This is a genomic window from Azospirillum sp. ST 5-10, from assembly GCF_051225715.1.
In the GTDB taxonomy this organism is placed as follows: Bacteria; Pseudomonadota; Alphaproteobacteria; order Azospirillales; family Azospirillaceae; genus Azospirillum.
In genome coordinates, this window is record NZ_JBPJSP010000023.1 from 85,621 (window position 1) to 106,449 (window position 20,829).

General features: G+C 72.7%; 21 protein-coding genes. 7 read left to right on the forward strand and 14 right to left on the reverse strand.

Going from position 1 to position 20,829, the window contains the following annotated elements:
- Nucleotides 1–109: 109 nt before the first annotated feature.
- The 5 genes from ACSBPG_RS22485 to ACSBPG_RS22505 all read right to left on the reverse strand — a co-directional run bounded on the left by ACSBPG_RS22485 (nt 110) and on the right by ACSBPG_RS22505 (nt 6,108).
- The gene (locus ACSBPG_RS22485) at nt 110–2,530 is read right to left on the reverse strand and encodes an aerobic carbon-monoxide dehydrogenase large subunit (protein WP_435539455.1); all 2,421 of its coding nucleotides are present in this window, start codon (nt 2,528–2,530) and stop codon (nt 110–112) included.
- Nucleotides 2,527–3,027 (reverse strand): (2Fe-2S)-binding protein, encoded by a 501-nt coding sequence (locus tag ACSBPG_RS22490; protein WP_435539456.1) that lies wholly within the window; start codon nt 3,025–3,027, stop codon nt 2,527–2,529. The genes ACSBPG_RS22485 and ACSBPG_RS22490 overlap by 4 nt, the downstream gene beginning before the upstream one ends.
- 10 nt (nt 3,028–3,037) lie before the next feature.
- Nucleotides 3,038–3,901 carry an FAD binding domain-containing protein gene (locus ACSBPG_RS22495; protein WP_435539457.1) on the reverse strand — a complete coding sequence of 288 codons (864 nt, stop codon included), beginning with the start codon at nt 3,899–3,901 and terminating at the stop codon, nt 3,038–3,040.
- Nucleotides 3,902–4,118: 217 nt separating this feature from the next.
- Nucleotides 4,119–5,153 (reverse strand): MHYT domain-containing protein, encoded by a 1,035-nt coding sequence (locus ACSBPG_RS22500; RefSeq protein WP_435539458.1) that lies wholly within the window; start codon nt 5,151–5,153, stop codon nt 4,119–4,121.
- 364 nt (nt 5,154–5,517) lie between these two features.
- On the reverse strand, nt 5,518–6,108 hold the full coding sequence (locus ACSBPG_RS22505; protein ID WP_435539459.1) for a cold-shock protein: 591 nt from the start codon (nt 6,106–6,108) through the stop codon (nt 5,518–5,520).
- Nucleotides 6,109–6,345: 237 nt separating this feature from the next.
- Between ACSBPG_RS22505 and ACSBPG_RS22510 the strand changes: the two genes are divergently transcribed.
- Together ACSBPG_RS22510 and infC are read left to right on the forward strand one after the other, a co-directional pair.
- Nucleotides 6,346–6,714 (forward strand): YkgJ family cysteine cluster protein, encoded by a 369-nt coding sequence (locus tag ACSBPG_RS22510; RefSeq protein WP_435539460.1) that lies wholly within the window; start codon nt 6,346–6,348, stop codon nt 6,712–6,714.
- A gap of 1 nt (nt 6,715) precedes the next feature.
- Nucleotides 6,716–7,249 (forward strand): translation initiation factor IF-3, encoded by a 534-nt coding sequence (infC, locus tag ACSBPG_RS22515; RefSeq protein ID WP_435539476.1) that lies wholly within the window; start codon nt 6,716–6,718, stop codon nt 7,247–7,249.
- 21 nt (nt 7,250–7,270) lie between these two features.
- Here the strand turns inward: infC and lon are convergent, their stop codons facing one another.
- The 3 genes from lon to ACSBPG_RS22530 all read right to left on the reverse strand — a co-directional run bounded on the left by lon (nt 7,271) and on the right by ACSBPG_RS22530 (nt 10,768).
- Nucleotides 7,271–9,661 (reverse strand): endopeptidase La, encoded by a 2,391-nt coding sequence (gene lon, locus ACSBPG_RS22520; protein WP_435539461.1) that lies wholly within the window; start codon nt 9,659–9,661, stop codon nt 7,271–7,273.
- Between the two features lie 13 nt (nt 9,662–9,674).
- A complete protein-coding gene (locus ACSBPG_RS22525) occupies nt 9,675–10,082 on the reverse strand; it encodes an Hsp20/alpha crystallin family protein (RefSeq protein WP_435539462.1) in 408 nt (135 codons plus the stop codon).
- Nucleotides 10,083–10,282: 200 nt separating this feature from the next.
- On the reverse strand, nt 10,283–10,768 hold the full coding sequence (locus tag ACSBPG_RS22530; protein WP_435539463.1) for a YchJ family protein: 486 nt from the start codon (nt 10,766–10,768) through the stop codon (nt 10,283–10,285).
- A 140-nt stretch (nt 10,769–10,908) separates the two neighbouring features.
- Here ACSBPG_RS22530 and ACSBPG_RS22535 point away from each other — a divergent pair, with 140 nt between their 5' ends.
- Entirely contained in the window at nt 10,909–12,213 is a 1,305-nt protein-coding gene (locus ACSBPG_RS22535) for a solute carrier family 23 protein (protein WP_435539464.1), read from the forward strand.
- Between the two features lie 21 nt (nt 12,214–12,234).
- Here the strand turns inward: ACSBPG_RS22535 and ACSBPG_RS22540 are convergent, their stop codons facing one another.
- On the reverse strand, nt 12,235–13,386 hold the full coding sequence (locus tag ACSBPG_RS22540) for a succinylglutamate desuccinylase/aspartoacylase family protein (RefSeq protein ID WP_435539465.1): 1,152 nt from the start codon (nt 13,384–13,386) through the stop codon (nt 12,235–12,237).
- A gap of 112 nt (nt 13,387–13,498) precedes the next feature.
- Here ACSBPG_RS22540 and ACSBPG_RS22545 point away from each other — a divergent pair, with 112 nt between their 5' ends.
- The 4 genes from ACSBPG_RS22545 to ACSBPG_RS22560 are packed head-to-tail and all read left to right on the forward strand — an operon-like array spanning nt 13,499 to nt 17,800.
- Entirely contained in the window at nt 13,499–14,704 is a 1,206-nt protein-coding gene (locus ACSBPG_RS22545; RefSeq protein ID WP_435539466.1) for a hypothetical protein, read from the forward strand.
- Between the two features lie 54 nt (nt 14,705–14,758).
- Nucleotides 14,759–15,979, forward strand: a complete 1,221-nt coding sequence (locus ACSBPG_RS22550; RefSeq protein WP_435539467.1) for a glycosyltransferase — start codon at nt 14,759–14,761, stop codon at nt 15,977–15,979.
- A complete protein-coding gene (locus ACSBPG_RS22555; RefSeq protein WP_435539468.1) occupies nt 15,972–16,952 on the forward strand; it encodes a hypothetical protein in 981 nt (326 codons plus the stop codon). Before ACSBPG_RS22550 ends, ACSBPG_RS22555 begins: the two co-directional genes overlap by 8 nt.
- Nucleotides 16,949–17,800 (forward strand): glycosyltransferase family 2 protein, encoded by an 852-nt coding sequence (locus ACSBPG_RS22560; protein ID WP_435539469.1) that lies wholly within the window; start codon nt 16,949–16,951, stop codon nt 17,798–17,800. Before ACSBPG_RS22555 ends, ACSBPG_RS22560 begins: the two co-directional genes overlap by 4 nt.
- Nucleotides 17,801–17,807: 7 nt before the next feature.
- Here ACSBPG_RS22560 and ACSBPG_RS22565 read toward each other — a convergent pair whose 3' ends face one another.
- From ACSBPG_RS22565 to ACSBPG_RS22585, 5 genes are all read right to left on the reverse strand, one after another.
- The gene (locus tag ACSBPG_RS22565) at nt 17,808–18,293 is read right to left on the reverse strand and encodes a helix-turn-helix domain-containing protein (protein ID WP_435539470.1); all 486 of its coding nucleotides are present in this window, start codon (nt 18,291–18,293) and stop codon (nt 17,808–17,810) included.
- 135 nt (nt 18,294–18,428) lie between these two features.
- Nucleotides 18,429–19,208 (reverse strand): glycosyltransferase family 2 protein, encoded by a 780-nt coding sequence (locus tag ACSBPG_RS22570; protein ID WP_435539471.1) that lies wholly within the window; start codon nt 19,206–19,208, stop codon nt 18,429–18,431.
- A complete protein-coding gene (locus tag ACSBPG_RS22575) occupies nt 19,205–19,690 on the reverse strand; it encodes a capsule biosynthesis GfcC family protein (protein WP_435539472.1) in 486 nt (161 codons plus the stop codon). The genes ACSBPG_RS22570 and ACSBPG_RS22575 overlap by 4 nt, the downstream gene beginning before the upstream one ends.
- Before the next feature lie 291 nt (nt 19,691–19,981).
- Nucleotides 19,982–20,575, reverse strand: a complete 594-nt coding sequence (locus ACSBPG_RS22580) for a DUF4376 domain-containing protein (RefSeq protein WP_435539473.1) — start codon at nt 20,573–20,575, stop codon at nt 19,982–19,984.
- A gap of 23 nt (nt 20,576–20,598) precedes the next feature.
- Nucleotides 20,599–20,829, reverse strand: a 231-nt coding sequence (locus tag ACSBPG_RS22585; protein ID WP_435539474.1) for a hypothetical protein, incomplete at its 5' end; no start/stop codon positions are given.

The following is a 20,829-nucleotide window of genomic DNA, read 5'->3' on the forward strand; positions in this document are numbered from 1 at the left end:
CGGCGGACCCCCACCCAAACCCTCCCCCACTGACGCGGGGGAGGGCCTTTCTCCTCCCCCCGCGAAGTGGGGGGAGGCCGGGAGGGGGGACCGGCGCGTCGACCTTGCCCTACCCATGCAGCCCCGCCGTCTCGGCCGCGGTCCAGATGCGCCAGGCGTCGTGGGGCATCTGGATGTGGCCGACGGCGAAGGGGGCGAAGGCGTCGTTCACGGCGTTGGAGAAACAGGGCACGCTGCCGACGTTGGGGCTTTCGCCGACCCCCTTGGCGCCGATCGGGTGGTGGGGCGAGGGGGTGACGGTGAAGTCCGTCTCCCACACCGGCGTCTCCACCGCGGTCGGGATGAAGAAGTCCAGGAAGCTGGCGTTCTTCACGTTGCCGGTCTCGTCGTAGGCGATCTCCTGCCCCATGGCGATGGCGAAGCCTTCGGTCAGGCCGCCGTGCACCTGGCCCTCGATGATCATCGGGTTGATCCGCGTGCCGCAGTCGTCCAGCGCGTAGAAGCGCCGCACCTTGGCGACGCCGGTGTCGACGTCGATGTCCATGACGCAGATGTAGGCGCCGAACGGGTAGGTCATGTTCGGCGGGTCGTAGTAGCTGGTCGCCTCCAGCCCCGGCTCCAGGTTGGGCGGCGGCTTGTTGTAGGCGGCCCAGGCGATCTCCTTCATGGTCTTGAACTTCTCCGGCAGGCCCTTGACCCGGAAGCGGTCGACGTCCCACTCCAGGTCGTTGTCGGCGACCTCCAGCAGGTGGGCGGCGATCATCTGCGCCTTGGCCCGGACCTTGCGCGCCGCCACCGCCGTCGCCGCCCCGGCCACCGGCGTCGAGCGCGAGCCGTAGGTGCCGAGCCCGTAGGGGGCGGTGGAGGTGTCGCCCTCCTCGATGGCGATCAGGTCGGCGTCGATGCCGAGTTCGGTGGCGATGATCTGGGCGTAGGTGGTCTCGTGCCCCTGGCCCTGGCTCTTGGTGCCCATGCGGGCGATCACCGAGCCGGTGGGGTGGATGCGGATCTCGGCGCTGTCGAACATGCCCACGCCGAGGATGTCGCAGTTGCGGCTGGGGCCGGCGCCGACGATCTCGGTGAAGAAGGAGATGCCGATGCCCATCAGCTCGCGCGTCTCGCCGCGCCGGAACGCCTCCAGGCGGGCCTTCTGCTCGGCCCGCAGCTCCCGGTAGCCGACCGCCTCCATCGCCTTGGTCATGGCCGCGGGATAGTTGCCGCTGTCGTACTCCCAGCCCAGCGCGGACTGGTAGGGGAACTGGTCCGGCTGGATGAAGTTCCTCATGCGCAGCTCGGCCGGGTCCATGGCCAGGCGCTGGGCCAGGATGTCCATGGCCCGCTCGATCATGTAGGCGGCCTCGGTCACCCGGAAGGAGCAGCGGTAGGCGACCCCGCCCGGCGCCTTGTTGGTGTAGACGCCGTCGACCGCCAGGTGGGCGACCGGGATGTCGTAGCTGCCGGTGCAGATGTTGAAGAAGCCGGCCGGGAATTTGGTGGGGTCGGCGCAGGCGTCGAAGGCGCCGTGGTCGGCCAGCACGTGGGCGCGCAGCCCCAGGAGCTTGCCGTCCGCGGTCGCCGCCAGCTCGCACGTCATGTGGTAGTCGCGGGCGAAGGAGGTGGTGGAGAGGTTCTCGATGCGGTCCTCGACCCACTTGACGGGCACCCCCAGCACGATGGAGGCGACGACGGCGCAGATGTAGCCGGGATAGGCGCCGACCTTGTTGCCGAAGCCGCCGCCGATGTCGGGGGCGATGACCCGCACCTTGTGCTCGGGGATGCCGGACAGGATGGAGGCGACGGTGCGGATGACGTGCGGCGCCTGGAAGGTGCCCCACAGGGTCAGCTCGCCGCGGATCTTGTCCATCGAGGCGACGGCGGCGCAGGTCTCCAGCGGGCTCGGGTGGGTGCGGTGGTAGGAGATCAGCTCCTTGACCGTCACCGCGGCCTTGGCGAAGACGTCGTCGGTGCCGGCCTTGTCGCCGACCTCCCAGGTGAAGATGTGGTTGTGGTGGCGGCGCGCGCCGTGGGCGCCCTCGGTCTTGCCGGCGAGGTCCTCGCGCAGGACCGGCGCGTCCTCCGCCATCGCCCGGAAGGGATCGACGAGGACGGGCAGCTCCTCGTACTCCACCTCGACCAGCTCCACCGCGTCGGCGGCGACGTAGCGGTCCGAGGCCACCACGAAGGCGACCTCCTGGTTCTGGTAGAGCACCTTCTCGTCGGCCAGCACCGCCTGCACGTCGCCGGCCAGGGTCGGCATGTAGTGCAGGCTCAGCGGCTTGAGGTCGGCCGCTGTCAGCACCGCCTTGACGCCGGGCAGGGCGAGCGCCGCCGAGGCGTCGATGGATTTGATGCGGGCGTGGGCGTAGGGGCTGCGCACGAAGTCGCCGTGCAGCATGCCCGGCAGCTTGACGTCGTCGACGTAGTTGCCCTTGCCCTGGATGAAGCGGACGTCCTCGGCGCGGCGGCGGGCGCAGCCGACGCCCTTGAGGTTGGCCTCGCGCTCCTCGCGCGGCACGGTCATGTCGTTCATTCCGCGGCCTCCAGCTGGTGGGCGGCGTTGAGGGCGTCGGCGGCCTGGCGGATCGCCTTGACGATGTTCTGGTAGCCCGTGCAGCGGCAGAGGTTGCCGGCGATGCCCATGCGGATGTCCTCGTCCGTCGGGTCGGGGTTCTCCTGCAGCAGCCGGTAGGCCCGGGTGATCATCCCGGGGGTACAGAAGCCGCACTGCAGGCCGTGCGCCTCGCGGAAGGCGGTCTGCAGCGCGTGCAGGGTGCCGTCGGCCGCGGCCATGCCCTCGACGGTGAGCACCTCGGCGCCGTCGGCCTGGACCGCGAACACGGTGCAGGCCTTCACCGAGCGGCCGTCCAGGTCGACGGTGCAGGCGCCGCAATGGCTGGTGTCGCAGCCCACGTGCGGGCCGGTGAGGTTGAGGGTTTCGCGCAGGAAGTGGATGAGGAGGAGGCGGTCCTCCACCTCGGCGGTGACCGGCGTGCGGTTCACGGTCAGGGTGACGGTGCGGCGTGCCATGGAATCCTCCTCAGGCGGCGCGGGACAGGGCCTTGGCGATGGCGCGGCGGACGATGACGGCGCCGGCGGCGGTGCGGTACTCGGCCGGCCCGCGGCCGTCGCTGGCCGGCGCCATCACGGAGCCGGCGATCTCCGCCGCCCGGGCCGCGGCGGCCGCGTCGCCGGCCGTGCCGACCAGGGCGTCGCCGGCGGCCTCGGCGAACAGGGGCGTGTCGCCGAGGTTGGTCAACGCCACCGCGGCCGTGGCGATGGCGCCGCCGGAGCGGGTGAGCACGACGGCCGCCGCCGCGGTGGCGTAGTCGCCGACCTTGCGCTTCAGCTTCTCGTAGGCCCAGCCGTGGCCGACCGGCGGGGTGGGGATGCGCACCTCGGTGACGATCTCGCCGGGCCGGAGCGCGGTGGCGTACGCCCCCTCGTAGAAGGTGCGGGCCGGCAGGCTGCGCGTGCCGGCGGGGCCGACCGCCGTGTACGTCGCATCCAGGCACTGCATCAGCGCGGGGAGGTCGTTGCCGGGATCGCCGTTGGCCACGTTCCCGCCCACTGTGCCGCAGGCGCGCACCTGCGGATCGGCGATCGTCTGCGCCGCCTCGCTGAGGATCGGGCAGGCTGCGGCCAGCAGGTCGGAGGCGATCAGCTCCTGCTGCGTCACCGCGGCGCCGACCACCAGGGCGTCGCCGTCGCGGCGGATCGTCCGGAGGTCCGGAATGCGCGCGATGTCGACGAGCGCCGTCGGCTGGGCGAGGCGCAGCTTCATCATCGGGATCAGGCTGTGGCCGCCGGCCAGGACGCGGGCGTCCTCGCCGAGGCTGGCGAGCAGGGAGACCGCCTCCGCCACGCTCGCCGGCCGGTGATAGTCGTATCGTCCGGGGATCACCTGTTGCCTCCTCCTCCTGGCGCGCCGTTTGGATGGGTCGGCGCATTGCTTGTTGCACCGATTATCGCGCCGGGAGGAGGAGGCCGGGATCGCCGCTGCACGAACGGGCAGGCCGGCTGCACGAACGAACGAACGGCATCCCAGGGTGTACGCGTACGCCCATGCGGCACGTCCGGCAAGGGCGTCGGACGCGCCGGGCGGCGTCCGCTCCGCCGGCTCAGACGCCCAGCGCCTGCTGCACCGACAGGATGCGGCCGCGGCTGACCGGCACCTCGCGGGGCGGCGTGCAGGCCAGGCGCACCAGGCCGTGGCTGCCGAGACGGCGGAAGTCGGCGATGGCGGCCTTGCAGACGATGTGGCTGCGGTGGACCCGCAGGAACCGCGCCGGATCGAGGCGGCGTTCGAGATCGGAGATGGAGAGGCTGCAGAAATAGGTGTCGGTGCCGTCGAACAGATGCGTGTAGTGGGCGTCGGCCGACACGTAGAGGATGGCGCTCGGCCGCAGCAGCACGGTCGCCCCGTTGCGCAGCGCCGGGATGCGGTCGTCGGCCGCGGGGCCGGCCGGGGGCACGACGGGAGCCGGCAGCGGGCGGGCGCCGGCCGACTCGGGGGCGGCCCGTCCTTCCGGCACGAGGGCCAGCAGGAAGGCCGAGGAGATGAGGAACGCCACCACCGCGACGACCATGGCCAGACCTTCCGCCGGCAGGGCCGGGGAGGCGGGCGGCGGTCCCGCGGCGTCGAGTGGGGCGGAGAAGGTGACCGCCCACATGGCGGTGTAGTGCATGCCGGAGATGGCGAGCGCCATGGCGACCGCGGCCAGGACCAGGGGCGGCTTGCGTCCGCTGCCGAACGTCAGCCACAGCGACAGGAACGCGGCGACGACGGCGATCGCGACGGACAGGGCGACGGTCGCCGCGTCGTGGTGCATGTGGCCGTGCACGCTGATCGCCGCCATGCCGAGATAGTGCATGGTGGCGATGCCCAGCCCCATGGCGATCGAGGCCAGCGCCACGCCCGACGGCCCGCTGGGGCGGGAGGCGACCAGCACCACCGACACGCCGACCGCGAGGATCGCCGCCAGGGCCGACACCAGGGTGAGCAGCGGGTCGTACTGGATCGCGACGGGGAGCTTGAGGGCCAGCATGCCGACGAAGTGCATCGTCCAGATGCCGGTGCCGAGGACGAACGCCGCCCCCGCCAGCGTCAGCCGGCGCCGCAATCCCGTCTCCGCCGCCAGGTTGCGGGCGAGCACGAGGCTGACATAGGCCCCCTGGACCGCCAGCAGGACGGACAGCAGAACGAGCGTCGGATCATAGTGCCCGATCAGCTCGACTCCTCCCCCGGACGCCTTTTCGTGCCGCCGCGGGGTCCGCGGAGGGTTCAGGGATCGGGGGTGGCGCCAACCATCCCGTCCCCGAATCATTAGATGGCGTTTTCGGGTGGGGCGCCAAGGGCGATCTGCGCCGTTTCGAAACGAAACGGGGCGGCCGAAGCCGCCCCGCCGAAACACGCGGACACCGCAAGCATGCGGACACTGCGCCGGCTTCCGCCGTGCGGCCGAACGCTACCGCCGCCGGACCGGTCCGGCGCGCGGCAGCCGTCGGGTGTCCGTCGGATCAGGCGAGCTCGACGCGCGCCGCCTCGGGACCCTTCATGCCCTGGCGCACGGTGATGCGCACGCGCTCGCCGTCCGACAGGCTGGTGAGGCCGGAGCGCTCGATGGCCTTGACGTGGACGAACACGTCCTTGCCGCCGCTGTCCGGGGCGATGAAGCCGAAGCCCTTGGTGGCGTTGAACCACTTCACGGTGCCGTCGACGACCTCGCCGCCCGCGTCGGAGCCGTAGCTGTTGTCGTCCCAGCCGCCGCTGCGGCGCTGGCCGCCGAAGCCGCCGCCGCTGCGGGCACCGCCGCTGCGCGGACGGTCACCGGTCGCGGTCGAGGTGTCGACGGAGTGGAGGGCGGCCACCTGCGGGCCCTTGGGGCCGCGCGACAGGTCGCACACGACAGTCGTGCCCTCGGGCAATGCATCGTGGCCGGAGAACTGGACGGCGGACGCGTGCAGGAACGCGTCGGGCGATCCATCTTCCGGGGTGACGAAGCCGAACCCCTTGTCGGGGTTGTACCACTTCACCGTGGCGGTCACGTTGCGCTGGGTGATCTCGGGGGCAGAGGCGCGGAAACCGCCGCGCGGCTGGCGATCGTACATCGAAGGTCCATGAAACGCTGACATCGCCGCCTCACGTCGAAGCGGCCTCCATGACGATGCATGTAAAAGCCGTCGGAGGCAATCGCGATTTCTCCGTTAACCCCAATGAATCTTCCCGGAGGGGTCTGCGGGCGCCCGAAGACGGCCGACGATGGCCGACGACCGGCGGCGGGCCGGTCCTATGGATTTTTTGTGACCGGATGCCCATGTTGGGGGGAACGGACGGCGGGAGGTGCGGTGGCGGAAGCCGATGGGGACGCGGTCCCGGACTGCGAGGCGTGCGGGGCGTGTTGCGCGTACTCCTGGGAATGGCCGGCCTTCATCGGCCCGCACGATGGCGACGGCATTCCCGACCACCTCACGGAGGCGGGCCGCATGCGCTGCGATGGCGACCGCTGCGCGGCGCTGGCGGGGGTGATCGGCGAGGGCGTATGGTGCCGCGTCTACGCCGACCGGCCGCTGGTGTGCCGCGAGTTCACCGCGGGCAGCGACGCCTGCCGCGCGGTGCGGCGCCATTTCTCCCTGGGCCGCCATGGCGCGCCCGGGACCGCCGACGGCATCGACGCAGGCACCGTCGACACAGGTGACATCGACACAGGAGGGTGACATAGCCAAGCTCTACGACAAGGACCCGGTCCGCGAAGGCCCGCGACTCAACCGGGAGATCACGGCGCGCATGGTGCGCCTCGTCGGTGCCGACGGCGCGATGATCGGCGTCGTGCCGCTGCGCGAGGCGTTCGACGCCGCCGCCGACGCCGAGCTCGACCTCGTCGAGGTGGCGCCCCAGGCGGAGCCGCCGGTCTGCAAGATCCTCGACTACGGCAAGTTCAAGTTCGAGGAGCAGAAGAAGGCCAACGAGGCGCGCAAGCGGCAGAAGACCATCGAGCTCAAAGAGGTCAAGATGCGCCCGAACATCGACGATCACGACTACGACGTGAAGATGCGGGCGGCGACGCGTTTCCTGGAGGAGGGCGACAAGGTCAAGGTGACCATGCGCTTCCGCGGGCGCGAGATGGCGCACCAGGACATCGGCATGAACGTGCTGATGCGGGTGCGCGACCACCTCGACGGGCTGGCCAAGGTCGAGCAGATGCCCAAGCTGGAAGGCCGCCAGATGATCATGGTCCTCGGGCCGCGGTGACCGGGGCGGGCCGTCGGCCCGTCACCCCGCCCGCCGCTTGCCCCGCTCCGCCGCCGGCGGCTCCAGCGCCGCCGCGACGGCCTCGTCGACCCGCTCCAGCCAGACGAAGTCCAGGCGGTCGCGGGCGGCGGCGGGGATGTCGTCCCAGTCGCGGCGGTTGCGCGCCGGCAGCATCACCGTGCGCAGGCCGGCGCGCTGGGCGGCCACCACCTTCTCCTTGATGCCGCCCACCGGCAGGACCAGCCCGCGCAGGCTGATCTCGCCGGTCATCGCCGTGTCGGAGCGGATGCAGCGGCCGGTCAGCAGCGACACCAGGGCCATGAACATCGCCACCCCGGCCGACGGCCCGTCCTTGGGGATGGCGCCGGCCGGGACGTGGACGTGGACGTCGCTCTTCTCCAGCGTCTCGGCCGCGACGCCCAGCTCCTCCGCCCGCGTCTTGACCAGGCTGAGTGCCGCCTGGGCGCTTTCCTTCATGACGTCGCCGAGCTGGCCGGTCAGGATCAGCCGGCCGGAACCGGGGAAGCGGGTCGCCTCGATGAACAGGATGTCGCCGCCCACCGGCGTCCAGGCCAGGCCGGTCGCCACGCCCGGCACCGCCGTGCGCATCGCCACCTCGTTCTCGTAGCGCGGCGGTCCGAGGATGGCCCGCAGTTCGTCGGCGTCGACCCGCACCCGCTCGGCCCGGCCCTCGGCGACGCGCATGGCGACGGCGCGGCACACCGCGCCGATCCGCCGTTCCAGGTTGCGGTTGCCGGCCTCGCGGGTGTGGTCGCGGATGATGGCGCGCAGCGTCTCGTCGGGGATGTCGATCCGCTCCGGCGTCAGCCCGTTGGCGGCGATCTGCCGCGGCACCAGGTAGCGCCGGGCGATCTCCAGCTTCTCGTCCTCGGTGTAGCCGGCCAGTTCGATGATCTCCAGGCGGTCGCGCAGGGGGCCGGGGATGGTGTCGAGGACGTTGGCGGTGGCGATGAACATCACCCGCGACAGGTCGAACGGAACGCCGAGATAGGCGTCGCGGAAGGTGCCGTTCTGCTCGGGGTCCAGCACCTCCAGCAGCGCCGCCGAGGGATCGCCGTGGAACCCCTGGCCCAGCTTGTCCACTTCGTCCAGCATCATCACGCAGTCGCGCGTGCCGGCCTTGCGGATGCTCTGGACGATGGTGCCGGGCAGGGCGCCGACGTAGGTGCGGCGGTGGCCGCGGATCTCCGACTCGTCGTGCACGCCGCCCAGCGCCACCCGGGCGAAGGCGCGTCCGGTCGCCCGGGCGATGGACTGCCCCAGCGACGTCTTGCCCACGCCCGGCGGGCCGACGAAGCACAGGATCGGGCTGCGCCCCTCCGGGTTCAGCTTGCGCACGGCGAGGAACTCCAGGATGCGGCGCTTCACCGTCTCCAGCCCGAAATGGTCCTCGTCGAGGATGCGGCGGGCCTCGCCGACGTCGATGGTCCCTTCCGACAGCCGCGACCACGGCAGTTCGGTCAACCAGTCGAGATAGGTGCGGATCATCGAGTACTCGGCCGCCGTGTCCGGCATGCGCTCCAGCCGGCGCAGCTCCTTGTCCGCCTGCTCGCGCGCATCGGGCGGCATGCCCGCCCGGTCCAGGGCCTCGCGCAGCTCGGCGATCTCGGCCTGGCGGGCCTCGTCGCCCTCGCCGAGTTCCTTCTGGATCGTGCGGAGCTGTTCGCGCAGCATGTATTCGCGCTGGCGCTCGTCGATCGACTCGCGGGTGCGCTCGCGGATGTCGCGGGTCAGGCGCAGCACCTCCAGCCGGCCGGCGAGCAGCCGCGCCACCCGGTCGAGCCGCGCGGTGAGGTCGAAGGTCTCCAGGATCTCCTGCTTTTCGGCCGCCTTCAGATCCATGTAGGCGGCCGTCATGTCGGCCAGTTCGCTGGCGCTCTCGATCCGCTGGACGGCGGCCAGCAGCTCCTTCGGCGCCTCCGGCAGCAGGTTGAGCGCCTCCAGCGCCAGATTGCGCAGGTTTAGGAAATGGGCACGGACCTCCGGCGTGTCCGGCTCCTCCTCGGGGATGCGCTCGACGCGGGCGGCCATGAAGGGATGGCCGCCGACCCATTCGACGACGCGGAAGCGCGACACGCCCTGGCAGACCAGGTGATGCTCGGTCGGCGACGCGGTCATGTAGCGCAGCACGTTCGCCACCGTGCCGACCTCGTGCAGTTCGGCGCCGGTCGGGTCGTCCACCGCGGGGTCGCGCTGCAGCACGACGCCGAGTGGCCGTTCGCCGCGGGCCGCCGCCATGGCGGCGGCGATCGACCGCTGGCGGCCGACGGTGAGCGGCGTGACCAGGGCCGGGAACAGCACGAGGTTGCGGGCCGGGACGATCGGCATCACGTCGGCCGGCAGGTCGGGGGTGCGGTCGGCGGTGTCGGGCGTGTCGGGACGGTCGCTCATGGTGGGCTCTCCCTCAGCCGAGCTTGCGCAGTGCGAGGACGAGGCAGCCGTCGGCGAGGTCGCGGCGGGTCACCTCGAAGGCGCCGGACGGCAGCTCGACCCGTCGTTCGAACCGGCCGTGGGGGATTTCCAGGCGGTGGATGGCGCAGGCTCCGCCGCACGGCAGCGGCCGCTCCCCCGCCACCAGCAGCACGCCGTCGGCCACCGCCACCTCGAGCCGGTGCGGCGCCACGCCGGGCAGGGCGACGACGACGACGACCTCGTCGTCGGTCTCGTAGAGATCGACGGGCGGCACCCAGGCGGCACGGCCGGTGCCCGGCGTCGCCGGCCGGAAGAACTGGCGCTGCAGCCGTTCGGCCCGGTCGAACAGCTCGACCGCCTCCGCCCACATCCAGAGCCTGCGGTCCTGTCGAAACGGCATGGGCGCCTCCTCGGTCGGGATCGGCGGATGGCGGTCGGCGTGCCCGCCGCCCTGCGGCCCGGCCTCTTCCGATGTGGCCCGCCGGTCCCCGCCTCAACAGCGCCGCGCGACGTTTGGTCGCGCCGCGGCCGCCCCGAAACGACGAAGCCCGGCCCCTCGCGGGAGGGGCCGGGCTTCGGGAAGGGGGGCGGGCGGTGGACTCAGGCCGCCGCCCCGCAGCATTTCTTGTACTTCTTGCCGCTGCCGCAGGGGCAGGGATCGTTGCGGCCGACCTTGGGCGCGCTGCGCGGGCGCTGGCCCATGACGCCGTCCACGTACCACCAGCGGCCGTCGCGCTTGGCGAAGCGGCCGGTCTCGTGGTGGACGTAGTCCTTGCCCTGCATGCGGAAGCGGGCGACGAACTCGACCACGCCTTCCGAATCGGCCTCGCCGCCGTCGGCGACGGAGCGCACCTCGAGGCCCGTCCACTCGCTGTTCTGGGCCCACTCGGCGATCTGCGCCCGGTCGAAGTCGGCGCGCGTCTCGGGCAGCAGCGTGTCCTCGAGATAGTCGATGTTGCCGGTGGCGAAGGCGGAATAACGCGAGCGCATCAGCGCTTCCGCCGTCGGCGCCGGCGCCGCGCCCGACAGGTAGGGGCCGCAGCAGGCGTCGAGGGCCCGGCCGGAACCGCAGGGGCAATCGGTCATGGGTGCAACAACCTCCGTGATGGATGGGCCTCAATAGCGCAGGCGCGGGCCGGGGGCAAACCCCGCGCGGCGTTTGACGCGCCGGGCGGAAGCGGGTAGGGCTCTCGCAAACGACCGACGACAGGGACAGGGGAGACACCATGACCGCCGCTCGCGATCGGGTGCTGGACGTGCACGAGCGTCCGGCGCCCGGAACCCTGGTGCTGCTCAGCGTGCAGCATCTCTTCGCCATGTTCGGGGCGACGGTGCTGGTGCCGATCCTCACCGGGCTGAATCCGGCGGTGGCGCTGGTGAGCAGCGGCGTCGGCACGCTGGTCTATCTTGCCTGCACGAACTTCAAGGTGCCGGCCTATCTCGGCTCCTCCTTCGCCTTCATCGGGCCGATCGTCGCCGCCTCGGCGGTGGGCGGCCCGGGCGGGGCGCTGCTCGGCGCCTTCGTCGCCGGGCTGGTCTACGTGGCGGTGGCCGGGCTGATCAAGGCGTTCGGCGTGCGCTGGCTGTTCAACCTGCTGCCGCCGGTGGTGGTGGGGCCGGTGATCGTCGTCATCGGCCTCGGGCTGGCCGGGGTGGCGGTGAAGATGGCGACCGGCACGGCGGCCGGCGGGCCCTACGACCTGGCGCAGTTCCTGGTGGCGCTGTTCACGCTGGGGGCGATCTTCTTCTACTCGCTGGTGCTGCGCGGATTCTTCACCGTGGTGCCGATCCTCCTCGGCATCCTCACCGGCTATCTCGGCGCCGCCCTGGCCGGCATGGTCGACGTCTCGCCGGTCACCCAGGCGCCGCTGCTGCGGGTCCCCGACTTCGCCCTGTTCTTCTCCGGCATGAGCGAGGGCGCCTCGCCGCTGGCGGTCATCCTGATCGTCGCCCCGGTGGCGCTGGTCACCATAGCCGAGCACATCGGCGACCAGATCGTGCTGAGCCGCGTCGTCGGCCGCAACTTCCTGGCCTCGCCCGGCCTGCACCGCACGCTGCTGGGCGACGGGCTGGCGACCAGCCTCGCGGCGCTCGTCGGCGGCCCGCCCAACACCACCTACGGCGAGAACATCGGCGTCATGGCGATCACCCGCGTCTTCAGCGCCTGGGTGATCGCCGGGGCCGCCGTGTGCGCCATCGTGCTTGGATTCGTCGGCGTGCTCAGCGCCTTCCTGCAGACCATCCCGACGGCGGTGATGGGCGGCGTGTCGATCGCGCTGTTCGGCGTCATCGCCTCCTCGGGCATCCGCACGCTGATCGAGGGCAAGGTGGACCTCGGCAACAAGCGCAACCTGCTGATCGCCTCGACCATCCTGGTGATCGGCATCGGCGGGGCCGAGCTGCGCTTCGCCGAGGGGTTCGTCGTCTCGTCCATGGCGCTGTCGGCGATCATCGGCGTCCTGCTCAACGCCGTGCTGCCCGGCCGCGGCAGCGGCGGCGACGTGGAGACCGTGCTGGCCAGCCACGGCTGAGCCACGGTCTCCCGCGGGCGGTCAGTCGAACAGCAGGCCGTGGCCGCGCCGCGCCAGCGGCTCGGCCCCGGCGATCGAGGCGACGAGGTCGCCGCGACCGGCGAAGCGGAGGTTGGAGCGGGCCATCAGGACGCCGTCGGTGCGCGCCGCCAGCGGCGTGCGCGCCGCGGTCGGGTCGGCCGCCGTCGGGTCGACGATCTCGGCCACCACCTCGCCGGTTCGTACCGGGTCTCCCGGCTCCTTGCGGAAGCAGATCACCCCCGACACCGGGGCCACCAGCCGGTCGAGGCCGCTCAGCGGCGTGGCGGCGCAGCGCGGCGCCCGCAGCGGCCCGGGATCGCCGGCCACCACGCCGTGGCGCATCAGCACCCGCAGCAGGGCCGCGGCGTCGGCGGCCGCCAGGGAATCGTCCACGTCGGCCTTGCCGCGCAGCTCCACGGTGGCGGCGAGGCAGGCCGGCGGGACGGGGCCGTCCGTCCCCAGCCGTTCGGCCAAGCTCCACCAGGGCGCGGCGCACGCCTCGTCGAACGGGACGCCGCCGGACTCGCGGGCCAGCAGCACGGCCTGCGCCCCCAGCTCGGCGGCGAGGGCGGCGGCGGCGGGCCACAGCGCCTCGCCGGTGTAGACGTGCGGCACCGCCTCCATGTCGCAGTGCAGGTCGAACACCAGGTCGGCGTCCAGCGCCAGGCCCAGCAGCGTGTGGCGCAGCGCCGCCACCTCCCCGGCGTCGGGGTGCGGGGCGAGCGCCGCGTGGGCGTGGCGCAGAGCGTCGCGGACACGGACGACGTTGGCTCCGGCGTCGGAGCCCAGAGCGCCGCGCAGGCGCTCCTCGGCGGCCGGGGCGAGATCGGCGAAGCCGCGGTTGAAGTTGCCGTCGCCGTCGAGGGCGTAGCGCCCGACCGGCGAACCGGCCACCACCTGGGCCAGGCCGACCGGGTTGGCGACGGGCACCACCAGCACCTCGCCGAGCAGCGCGCCGTCCGCCTGCGCCGCGTCGAGTCGGCGCATCAGGTGGTGGGCGACCAGCATGCCGGGGATCTCGTCGGCGTGCAGGCCGGCCTGCACGTAGGCCTTCGGCCGTGCGCCGGGGCGCCCGAAGCGGTGCACCGTCAGCGTGCGCCGCGTCCCCAGCCGGGTGCCCGGCAGTCCGATCTCTTCGACGTTCCGTCCCATGCTCCACTCCGTGCGGTAGGAATGGTGGAATAGCCTGTCCGTTGCTCCGTTCCAAGGGGTGCTGCCGCCTGCTACCCTGCCGGGGAGCCGTTCGTCACGGGGGACGCCGCCGATGCACGCCCTCGCCCTGCTCGGCGCGCTGCTGCTCTACGGCCTGTTCGGCAGGCCGGCGCCGGCCACGGTGGGTGCGGCGGAGGCGGCGGTGGCGCTGGCGCTGCTGCTCGCCGTCGGCGCGCGGCGGCCCCTGTCCGTCGTCACGGGGCATGGGCTGCACCGGGCAGCGTGCGCGCCGTGGGAGGCGGTGGCGGTGACGGCCCTGGCCGCGCTGCTGTGGCCGCCCCTGGTGCGCGGCGCGGCGATGGGCTGGGAGGCGCGCCAGATGGTGCGCGACGTCGTGCCGGTGCTGTTTCTGTTCCTGCCGGCCGTGCTGGTGCCGCGGCTGCGCCCGCTGCGGACCCGTGCGGTGCCGATGCTGGGCGGTGGCCTGGCCGCCGCCGGGGTGCTCTTCGCCCTGCGCTGGTGGCACGAGATGGAGTGGGGGTTCGGCGCCGTCGGGACGCGGGCCATGCCGGAGGGCGACGCCTATCTCCTCAACGCGCCGTCCGTGCTGTTCGCGGCGGTGGCCCTGCCGTCCATGGCCCTGGCGTGGCTGGCGCACGGCGCGCCGTGGCAGCGGCTGATGGCGCCGGCGCTGGCGGCGGCGGGAGCGCTCTGCCTGGCGGCGCTGGCCGGTGCCGTCCACCGCATGGCTCTGGGCTTGGCGGTGGCGGCGCTGGTCGGCGTCGCCCTGTGGTGGGCGCCTCGGGCACCGCGGCTGCTGGCGGCGCTGCTGGCGGTGGCGACGGCCGTCGTCTGGGCGCTCGACGACCTGCTGCTCGGTGCCGTCCGGCAGGCGCTGGAGAAGAGCCGGGCCGCCGGCCTCAATGCGCGTGGCGGCGAGGCGCTGGCCGTGCTGGAGCTGGTGGCGCGCAGCCCGGTGTCCCTGCTGGTGGGCGAGGGGTGGGGCGCGCGGCTGAGCAATCCGGCGGTCGGCGGTTGGCGGGTGCCCTACACCCACACGCTGGCGAGCTACGCGTTGCTGAAGGCCGGGCTGGTGGGCGTGGCCGCGCTGGCCGGCTGGCTGGCGAGCCTTGCGCCGTCGGTCCGGCGCCTGCTGCGGGTCGACCCGCCGCTCGCCGCGGCCGTGCTGCCGCCGCTCGCGGTGTCCCTGGGTCTGCACACCTCCTTCAAGTACCTGGACTGCGGGCTTCTGATGACCCTTCTGGTGTTGGCGGCCGAGGTCGAGGGTCGCGATCGGCGGCCCGTGGGACTGGAATGATCATGGGAGGTTGTGCATACTTGCGTGTGATGCCCGTGTGCGCGGAGCCTGGTCATGCCGGACTCTCCGTCCATTCTGTTCATCAACCGTGTCTTTCCACCCGATCGCGGCGCGACCGGGCGCTGCCTCGCCGACTTGGCCGGCCGCTTGGCCGCCGCCGGCTGGCGCGTGAGCGTGCTGGCGGATGGGCGCGGGCCGGCGGAGGCCCCGGACGGCGTCGCGGTGGTGCGGACGGGGACGGGCGGCGGCACGGCGGGGGCGCGCGGTTATGCCGCGGCGCTCACCCGCCTGACGGCGTGCGGCCTGACCCTGCCGCGGCACGACGTGGTCGTCACCATGACCGACCCGCCGCTGCTGGCGCTCGCCGGGCCGCTGCTGGCGGCGCGCCACGGCGGGGCGGCGCTGCACTGGTGCCACGACCTGTTCCCGGCCCTGCTGCCGGTGCTCGGCGTCGACGTGCCGGGGCCGCTCCTGGCCGCTGCGGAAACGGCCATGGCGCGGGCCCTGCGTCGCCACGCCGGCGTCGTCGCCATCGGCCGGTGCATGGCGGCGCGGCTGGCGGGACTCGGCGTGGAACCGCGGCGCCTCGCCGTCCTGCCCAACTGGGCCGATCCGCGGGTCCGGCCGCAGCCGCGGACCGGCAATCCCCTGCGCCGCCGTCTCGGCCTGGGGGACCGGTTCGCCGTTGCCTACTGCGGCAACATCGGCCTGGCGCATCCCCTCGCGGCCGTCGTCGAGGCGGCCGCCCGCACGCCGGAGGCGGAATTCCTGGTGATCGGCGACGGGCGCGGCCATGCCGCGGTGGCCGAGGCCGCGGCGGCGCGCGCTCTGCCGAACCTGCGCCTGCTGCCGTTCCAGCCGGCGGCGCGGCTCGCCGAGACGCTGGCCGCCGCCGACCTGCACCTGGCGGCCATGGACGTGCGGGCTGCCGGCCTCCTGGTCCCCTGCAAGGTGGCGAGCGTTCTGGCCGCCGGCCGTCCCTGCCTGTTCCTGGGGCCGCCCGGCAGCGAGGCGGCCCGCACGGTGCAAGAGGCGGGGTGCGGCGCCGTGCTGGCTCCGGGCGACGGGGCCGGCCTCGCCGCCGCGGTCCGGCGCTACGCCGGCGATCCGGCTCTCACGGCCCGGCACGGCCGCCGGGCGTGGCGCGCCGCCGCGGCATGGGACGCCGACCGCGCCGCCGTCCGCTTCGACTCCCTGGCCGCCGCCGCCGTCCGCCGGCCGGGTGGCCGCGCCCGCGGCGCCGTGGCCCATGGCGGGAGTGCCGGCCATGGCTGAGTGGACGCAGGACGTGGCGCGCCGCGGTCCATCGGCCGGCATCGCCGTGGCGGGGGACGCGCGGGCGCTGCTCGGTCCGTTGCTCGCAGGGTGGCCGACCGTGATCGCCACCTCGGGGTTGGCGGTGGCCCTGGCGCTGGCGTGGCTGAACCTGACGGTGCCGCTGCACACGGCGACCATGGTGCTCGGCCCGACGGCGCGCACCGGCATCGCCGCCATGGGGGCGCGGATGCCGCTCACCGGGGTCGACGCCGCCGGTCTGGCCGAGCCGGGCAACGGCGAGGAGACCTTGTCGGATTTCGCCCGCTTCCTCGAACTGCTCGGCGCGCCGGCGGTGGCCGAGCGGCTGATGGCCGATCCCGAGGTGGCGCGCCGGCTGTTCCCGGCGCGCTGGGACGCCGGCGCCGGCCGCTGGCGGCCGCCGGCCGGCGCCGTGCCCGCGGCGCGGCGGTGGCTGCTGGCCCTGGCCGGCCGGAGCGACTGGGTCGAGCCGGATCCCGTCGTCGTGGCGCGGCACCTGCAAGGTCTGGTGACGGTCGACCGGATCGACGGCGGACCGATGCGGCGGGTGGCGCTGCGGCACGAGGACCGGGCGTTCGCCCTCGACCTCCTGCACCGCCTGGCGGCGGCGGCCGACGCCCAGCTGCGCGCCGAGGCGGCGCGGCGCAGCGCCGCCCAGATCGCCTATCTGGAGCGGCGCACCGCCGGCGTCACCAACCTCGACCAGCGCAGCGCCCTCAACGGGCTGAAGGCGGAGCAGGAGCGGGTGCTGCTCCTCGTCGAGATCGGCCTGCCGTTCGCCGCCGACCCCATCGCTCCGCCCAGCGCCGCGCGCCTGCCGGACTGGCCCGATCCGTTGCTGGTGCTGACGGCGGCGCTGTCCGCCGGCGTCGCCCTGGGCGTGCTGACGGTCAACCTGCGGGCCGCCTTCGCGCGGCCGGGCCGCCAGGACGGCGGGCCGGGCGGATCGTGAGCGGGCCGATCCCGGTCAGCGTCGTCGTGATGACGCGCAACGAGGCGGCCAACCTGCCGGCCTGCCTGGCCCCGCTGCGCTCCTTTCTCCAGGTGTTCGTCGTCGATTCCGACAGCAGCGACGGCACCCCCGCCATCGCCGCCGCCCGCGGCGCCACCGTCGTGCCCTTCCGCTGGGACGGCCGCCACCCCCGCAAGAAGCAGTGGTGCCTCGACCATCTGCCCTTCGCCGCGGACTGGGTGCTGTTCGTCGACGCCGACGAACGGCTCACCGACGCGCTGGTGACGGAGATCGCCGCCGTCATGGCGGCCGGCCCGCGCCATGACGGCTATTTCGTGACCGGCCGGCCGGTGTTCCTCGGCCGCCGCCTGCGCTTCGGCGCGGTCAACCGCAAGCTGGCCCTGCTCGACCGGCGCCGCGCCGCCTTTCCCGCGGTGGACGACCTCGACGTCGTGGCGATGGGCGAGGTGGAAGGGCATTACCAGCCGGTGGTGCAGGGCACCGTCGGGCGGCTGCGGGCAGCCCTCTGGCACGCCGACGACAAGCCCCTGTCGGCGTGGTTCGAGCGTCACAACCGCTATTCCGATTGGGAGGCTGCCCTGCGCGGCGACGGCCGGATGGCTGCGCTGATCATGCGGGAGAGCCGCGGCCGCCGCCGGCTGAAGCGGCTGTTCGCCCGATTGCCGCTGCGCCCGCTTGCCGTGTTCCTGCACGCCTACGTGCTGCGGCTGGGGCTCCTCGACGGCATGGCCGGCCTCCACCACGCGCTGGCCCGCGCCTTCTATTACTGGCAGGTCGACGTCAAGATGCGGGCGCGCCGTCAGGCGGCGGTCCGGCGGGAGCGCTGAGCGGCCGTCAGTCCGCCGCGACGGCGTCGGCCTCGGTTCCGGCCGGCTCACGCAGTTCACCCCCCAGCGCCTTGACGAGGTCGAAGGTGCGCCGGCGCACGGACGGGTCGCCGATGCGGTAATAGGCACGCACCAGCTCCAGCGTTTCGCGTTTCGCCATGGACTCGAACTCGTCGGTCTCCGTCGGTTGCGGGACGGCGCTGTCGACCTCGTCCCCCGGCCCCATGTCGTCGAAGAAGAAGCTCACCGGCACGTTCAGCACCTGCGCCAGATTGAAGAGGCGGCTGGCGCTGATGCGGTTGGAGCCGCGTTCGTACTTCTGCAACTGCTGGAAGGTGATGCCGACCGCCTCGCCGAGCTTCTCCTGGCTGAGCCCGAGAAGGGTTCGCCGCAACCGCAGACGGGCGCCGACGTGAACGTCGATGGGGTTCGGGCCCTCGCCCCGGCGGGACAAGGTGTGAGCAGCGGCAAGTTTCGGTCTGGATGCGCTCATGGTGGGCCTCGGGCGTTGGCTGGACGGCGGCGCGCGGCGGTCCGGACTGTTGGCTCAAAAACCAAATTTGATGCAACTTTTCGACAGCATCAACGGTTGTTTCCGTGGTCACGAGGGCGTGCTTTGCAAAAGCAACTAAATTTCGGCGCTGCCGAACCGAAGTGTCTCGTACACCCGCGCGAAGCGACGACGCAGGATCAATGCTGCCCATTGCAACAACGAGATGCCCAGGCAAAAAGCACGGGAGGAGCCCAACACCTCGCGCCGGATGGCGGCCTGATCGGCGCGTCCGGCGGCGGCATGGCGCTGCGACAGCCCGCCGCCGGCGAAGACGCAGAGGGGAAAGTGGAGACGCTCGACTCGGCGTGCCCGTCGCAGCGCGTGCAGGGTGAACGCATAGTCGGCGCCAATCGTCCAGCGGGTGTCGAAGCGCAGGCGGGCGACGAGCCGGTGGCGGTAGAGCATGGCCTGGTGATGCGTGAACATGCCGAACGCGGCGAGCCGGTGCGAACGGGCCGGCTTGCGACGGATACGGCCGTCGTGGAGGCGTTCCAGCGCGTCGGCGTAGAGGAAATCGGCGTGGGGCGCGGCGTCGAGTGCCGCGGCCACACGGCGCAGGGTGTCCGGCGCCGCCAGCGTGTCGCCGGCGTTGAGGAACAGGACCCAGTCGCCGCGGGCCGCCGCCAGCCCGGCGTTCATGGCGTCGTACGGTCCGGCGTCGGCGGCGGACCGCCACCACGCCGTGTCCGCGGCGTGGGCGGCCAGCCATTGGGCGGTCCCGTCGGCGGACGCCCCGTCGGCGACCAGCCATTCGAAGCCGCGCCAGCGCTGGGCGCGCAAGGAGGCGGCGGTCGCCGCCAGGCCGGCGCGGTCGTTGCGGACCACGGTGACGACGGAGAGCAGCGGCCGGGTCATCGCCCGACCACCGCGATCGAGGCGGCGATCAACGCCAGATTGCCCAGCAGCGGCCCGACCTCCTTGGCGATCCCCAGCAGTTCGAACGGCTTGGGGTCGCGCGGCACGACCAGCGTGGTGCCCGGCGGGACGGCGGCGATCGTGTGGTTCCACGACGACAGGGCCAGCGGCCGGGCGGTGCCGTTGGGCAGGATCAGGAAGCTCCGGTCCTCGTCGGCGTAGCGCGTGACGCCGCCGGCCTCGTGCAGGTACGCCTCCGGCGCCTTGCCCTCGACGAACTGGAGCGTCGCCGCCGCCAGCACCTCGCCGGTGACGGTGACGGTCGACGGCCGCTTCGGCACGTGGATGCGGTCGTCGGCCTCCAGGAGGGGGTCGAGCTCCGGGTGCCGGCGCAGCGTCGCCGGGTCCGCCTCGACGATGTAGCGCGGCGCTTGGTTTGACTGGCCGCGACAGATGGATTGATGGAGCGAGCTTGACACCATGAGCGCCGAAAACCACTGTCCCTTCCGGATGCGAACAAAACGAGAATATGCATGCCGGCGGGCCGCAGCCTCATCCCATTCTACGCACTGCGGGTGCGCGACCTCATTCGGCCATTGGCCGATGTTGAGGTGACATGCCAGGCTTGCAGGCACTCAGCGAGAATAGAGGTGATCGCGCTGCTGGCCAGCGCCGGCCCGGAGATCAACGTGCGCCAACTGGAAAAGCGGCTCCGGTGCGAAAGCTGCCAAATGAGGGGCTGGGTCACAATCGGGCTCCACTGGCGGTGATGCTCAGGGCCAGCCGGTCTCGATCGCCACAGCGGCCACAGCCTGCACGGTCGTCGCGGCATCGATGGCGGCGATCAGGTCCAGCTCTCGGTCGAAGCACGCCTGGACGTGATCCGCGACGGCATCCCCGATGGCGATCACCTGCGCGCTCGTCAGAACAAGCTCGGTCCCATCCTCGCTCTTCCAGCGGTGCCCAGCATCCGGAGACTTCTCGGCCACCCGATACTTGCCGTTGAGCAGGAGCTTGGAGCGATCATCGGTCGCGATGCGCGTCCCGCCTACCGTGATGCCGCCGCACTCGACCGTCCACCGCTGCTCGGCCAGAGCCTCCTTGCGAGCGGCTTTGGCCGCCGCCAGCTCTGCCACCAGATCCTCCGGCGTCTTGTCGGTCAGAGCCCAAGCGGTGCCTGTCCAGGATGGGGCGTGCTGCGTCGCCGGATCATAGTCCGGCGGGTCCGGTGCCGCGACATAGCCGGCGTCGGCGATCTCCGCCGGCGTGAAGGTGGTGGGATCGGTGCGCAGCCGGCCATCCGACAGCCGGATCGCAAAGGGCAGCGGGGCGGGATTGGCGCCGCGACGGGAGTATACATTTGACACGATCTATCTCCTGAGTGAGCCGGTCACGGCAGGATCAGTACGGCCATGCCGTCTCTCCCCGGATTGCCGAAGGTGGACAGCCGGTCGCTGTCGGCCACCGACCCGAAGGCGCCGTCGAATAGGGCGGCGTCGATGTAGCCGCTGCCACCGCCACCACCACGGCTCGGCGACCCGCCACCGCCGCCGAAATAGCCGCCGCCACCACCGCCACCGCCATCGGCTGTGACAGACCCATACCCGCCCTGATCGATGAT

Bases quoted from the DNA above. Each gene is read 5' to 3' on its own strand.
- ACSBPG_RS22485 (WP_435539455.1), bottom strand. From the start codon at position 2,530: ATGAACGACATGACCGTGCCGCGCGAGGAGCGCGAGGCCAACCTCAAG.
- ACSBPG_RS22490 (WP_435539456.1), bottom strand. From the start codon at position 3,027: ATGGCACGCCGCACCGTCACCCTGACCGTGAACCGCACGCCGGTCACC.
- ACSBPG_RS22505 (WP_435539459.1), bottom strand. From the start codon at position 6,108: ATGTACGATCGCCAGCCGCGCGGCGGTTTCCGCGCCTCTGCCCCCGAG.
- lon (WP_435539461.1), bottom strand. From the start codon at position 9,661: ATGAGCGACCGTCCCGACACGCCCGACACCGCCGACCGCACCCCCGAC.
- ACSBPG_RS22525 (WP_435539462.1), bottom strand. From the start codon at position 10,082: ATGCCGTTTCGACAGGACCGCAGGCTCTGGATGTGGGCGGAGGCGGTC.
- ACSBPG_RS22530 (WP_435539463.1), bottom strand. From the start codon at position 10,768: ATGACCGATTGCCCCTGCGGTTCCGGCCGGGCCCTCGACGCCTGCTGC.
- ACSBPG_RS22535 (WP_435539464.1), top strand. From the start codon at position 10,909: ATGACCGCCGCTCGCGATCGGGTGCTGGACGTGCACGAGCGTCCGGCG.
- ACSBPG_RS22540 (WP_435539465.1), bottom strand. From the start codon at position 13,386: ATGGGACGGAACGTCGAAGAGATCGGACTGCCGGGCACCCGGCTGGGG.
- ACSBPG_RS22545 (WP_435539466.1), top strand. From the start codon at position 13,499: ATGCACGCCCTCGCCCTGCTCGGCGCGCTGCTGCTCTACGGCCTGTTC.
- ACSBPG_RS22550 (WP_435539467.1), top strand. From the start codon at position 14,759: ATGCCGGACTCTCCGTCCATTCTGTTCATCAACCGTGTCTTTCCACCC.
- ACSBPG_RS22555 (WP_435539468.1), top strand. From the start codon at position 15,972: ATGGCTGAGTGGACGCAGGACGTGGCGCGCCGCGGTCCATCGGCCGGC.
- ACSBPG_RS22565 (WP_435539470.1), bottom strand. From the start codon at position 18,293: ATGAGCGCATCCAGACCGAAACTTGCCGCTGCTCACACCTTGTCCCGC.
- ACSBPG_RS22570 (WP_435539471.1), bottom strand. From the start codon at position 19,208: ATGACCCGGCCGCTGCTCTCCGTCGTCACCGTGGTCCGCAACGACCGC.
- ACSBPG_RS22575 (WP_435539472.1), bottom strand. From the start codon at position 19,690: ATGGTGTCAAGCTCGCTCCATCAATCCATCTGTCGCGGCCAGTCAAAC.